5 protein-coding genes are annotated in these 3,038 nt (G+C 36.0%); all 5 read left to right on the top strand.

The window, feature by feature from the left end:
- The coding region (locus ACZQCL_RS08100) for an aldehyde dehydrogenase family protein (protein ID WP_482482691.1) at positions 1-309 on the top strand (309 nt) is incomplete at its 5' end.
- Between the two features lie 16 nt (positions 310-325).
- Positions 326-811, top strand: a complete 486-nt coding sequence (locus ACZQCL_RS08095; RefSeq protein WP_117925530.1) for a hypothetical protein — start codon at positions 326-328, stop codon at positions 809-811.
- 11 nt (positions 812-822) lie between these two features.
- Positions 823-1,092, top strand: a complete 270-nt coding sequence (locus ACZQCL_RS08090; protein ID WP_117925531.1) for an ACT domain-containing protein — start codon at positions 823-825, stop codon at positions 1,090-1,092.
- Between the two features lie 12 nt (positions 1,093-1,104).
- Positions 1,105-2,460: a PFL family protein gene (locus tag ACZQCL_RS08085; RefSeq protein WP_118116548.1), complete on the top strand. Its 1,356-nt coding sequence runs from the start codon at positions 1,105-1,107 to the stop codon at positions 2,458-2,460.
- A 134-nt stretch (positions 2,461-2,594) separates the two neighbouring features.
- The gene (locus ACZQCL_RS08080) at positions 2,595-2,951 is read left to right on the top strand and encodes an Hpt domain-containing protein (protein WP_482482688.1); all 357 of its coding nucleotides are present in this window, start codon (positions 2,595-2,597) and stop codon (positions 2,949-2,951) included.
- Positions 2,952-3,038 lie beyond the last annotated feature (87 nt).

The raw sequence follows: 3,038 nt of genomic DNA, 5'->3' as shown, positions 1-3,038 counted from the left end.
AATTCTATGCCTAGCCCACTAGCTTTATATATTTTCACAAATAATAAACAGGTATCTAAGAAAGTAACGAGTGAAGTATCCTTTGGCGGTGGCTGCATCAACGATGTTGTGATTCATTTAGCTACTAGTAATATGGGCTTTGGTGGTGTTGGCGAAAGTGGGATGGGTTCATACCATGGAAAGCGTGGTTTTGATACGTTTAGTCATACAAAGAGTATTGTGGATAAAAAAAGAATCATTGATTTACCTATGCGTTATCAGCCTTATACAAAATTGAATGAGAAATTGATTCGCTTTTTCTTAAGATAATCTTTATAATGGTGGTATGAATAAAAAAGAAAAATTTGCGTATGACATCGATTTTGGTGCCATTATGGACTATGTAGAAAACCGTTTTATGTTAGTAATAAAAGACGAAGATTGGACACAGGAGGAAATTGATATGTTGAATAGTGGTATCGATCTTCACTTTTGTTACACAAACGATATTGCCGTATTTGTGCTTGAAGGTGGCGATATTGATTCCAGTGATTTTTATTTCAATGTTCAAGAGTGTGATTGGAAAGAGCATTTGTTTAAAAGTGATTGTCTAGATGTAGAAATTGTATTGGTTGATAAGGCAAATGACATTTGTTTCAAGAAGTCACATACTTTGACAAAAGAACAAAGCCAAAGTATTAAGGATTGTCTAAATCAACAAAATGAGGTATCCTTTATGCCAAGTGAATATGATGTGAATGTGCAAGGAATCCAGAGTGCATATGAACCATATGAGCTTATACGCTTTGAAAAATGCGAAATCAAATTTTAAGGAGAAAGATGATGAAGGCTGTTATTAGTGTAATTGGAAAAGACAAAGTAGGAATCTTGGCTATGATTGCCAATGAATGCGCAAACTACAATCTAAATGTATTGGATGTAACTCAAACAATCGTAGATTCTATGTTTACTATGACTATGATGGTTGCAATTGATGAAATGAGCATTCCATTAAATGAATTTGCGGAAAAAATGGAAAACTTGGGAAAAGAAAAGAATCTAGTCATTCGTTGTATGCATCAGGATATTTTCAATTCTATGCACAAAATTTAATGAGGTATTCCTATGCAGACAAATGAAATTTTAGAAACAATAAAGATGATTGACGAAGAATATTTGGATATTCGTACGATCACAATGGGTATTAGTTTATTGGATTGTATGGATCCAGACATTCATGTGTCATGTCAAAAAGTAGAAGAAAAGATTTGCCGCTTAGCCAAAGACTTAGTAAAAGTTGGAAACGATTTTAGTAAGATTTATGGTATTCCCGTTGTAAATAAACGAATTAGTGTAACCCCAATTGCGATGTTAGTGGCTTGTTCAGGGGGAAATCCAGTTGAATACGCATTAACTTTAGAGCGTTGTGCTCAAAAATTAGGGGTTGATTTTATTGGTGGATATTCTGCACTAGTACAAAAAGGATATGCAGCAGGGGATAATGAATTGATTGAATCCATTCCTGAAGCCTTGGCAAAGACGCAGCATGTGTGTGCTAGTGTCAATGTAGGTAGTACAAAAGCAGGTATCAATATGGATGCCGTTGCGCAGATGGGGCGTATTGTGAAGCGTTGTGCTGAATATACAAAGGATGACAATTGTTTAGGAGCTGCTAAACTTGTCGTATTCTGTAATGCACCTGAAGACAATCCATTTATGGCGGGTGCCTTCCATGGTGTAGGTGAAGCCGATTGTGTAATTAATGTGGGTGTATCTGGACCAGGTGTTGTGCGTGCTGTATTAAGTAAAGCCGATAAATCATTGCGTATGGATCAGATTGCAGATCTAATTAAGCGCACAGCCTTCAAGATTACGCGTATGGGACAGTTGGTTGGAACTGTTGCAAGTGAAAAACTGGGTGTTCCATTTGGAATTGTGGACTTGTCTTTAGCTCCAACTCCAGCTATTGGTGATAGTGTTGCCTATATTCTAGAGGAAATGGGATTGGAAACATGTGGTGCTTATGGAACAACGGCTTGTTTAGCCATGTTGAATGATGCTGTTAAAAAAGGTGGCGTTATGGCAACAAGTAATGTTGGTGGATTATCTGGTGCTTTTATTCCTGTAAGTGAAGATGCAGGTATGATTCATGCGGCAAGAACAGGTGCATTAAAATTAGAAAAATTAGAAGCAATGACTGCAGTATGTAGTGTTGGATTGGATATGATCGTAATTCCAGGAGAAACAAGTGCAAGTGTTATTTCAGGAATTATTGCGGATGAAGCTGCAATCGGTATGGTTAATACAAAGACGACAGCCGTACGTGTGATTCCTGCGATTGGAAAAGATGTTGGTGATGAACTAGACTTTGGTGGTTTATTAGGCGCAGGTCCAGTAATGCCAATTTCTCAGATTTCAAATGATGTCATGATCAATCGTGGAGGAAGAATTCCTGCACCATTACAAGCATTAAAGAACTAATCATTTAGGGAGCTTTTTGCTTCCTTTTTATATTGCATTTTATTTGGTTAGATTATAGAATATATATGATTTAAAAAAGCTTTAATTAAAATGTTAATTTAATATTCAGTTATATTTTAGAGAGGAAAAATAGAATGACAATCGAAGAATGTTATGTAAAAATGGGAGCAAACTATCAAGATGTTATTAAGCGTTTGCCAAGTGCTAAAATGATTGAAAAGTTCGCTTTGAAATTTAAAGATGATACTAGTTTTCAAGAATTAGAAATGGCTTTGAATGAAAAACAAGTGGAATTGGCTTTTAGAGCCGCTCATACTTTAAAAGGAGTATGCATGAACTTAGGCTTTGATCATTTGTATAAGCCTAGTTTTGAAATTACAGAGAGTTTGCGTGCAGGAAACTTGGAATTAGGTTTACAACAGTTTGGTGCAGTCAAAGAGCAATATACTAAAACGATTGATGCTTTAAATGAATTTGTTTTGGCGCAATAAATTTGGATGGGGTTAGGTGAATTTGCTCTCCAAGAATTTAAGGGGCGGCATATACCCCAAAACGTTTTATAGCTGATATTGGGCTCA

Source organism: Holdemanella sp. (assembly GCF_056804935.1).
Note: the sequence above shows the minus strand (reverse complement) of the source record. Positions and strands in the feature narration are given on the sequence as shown.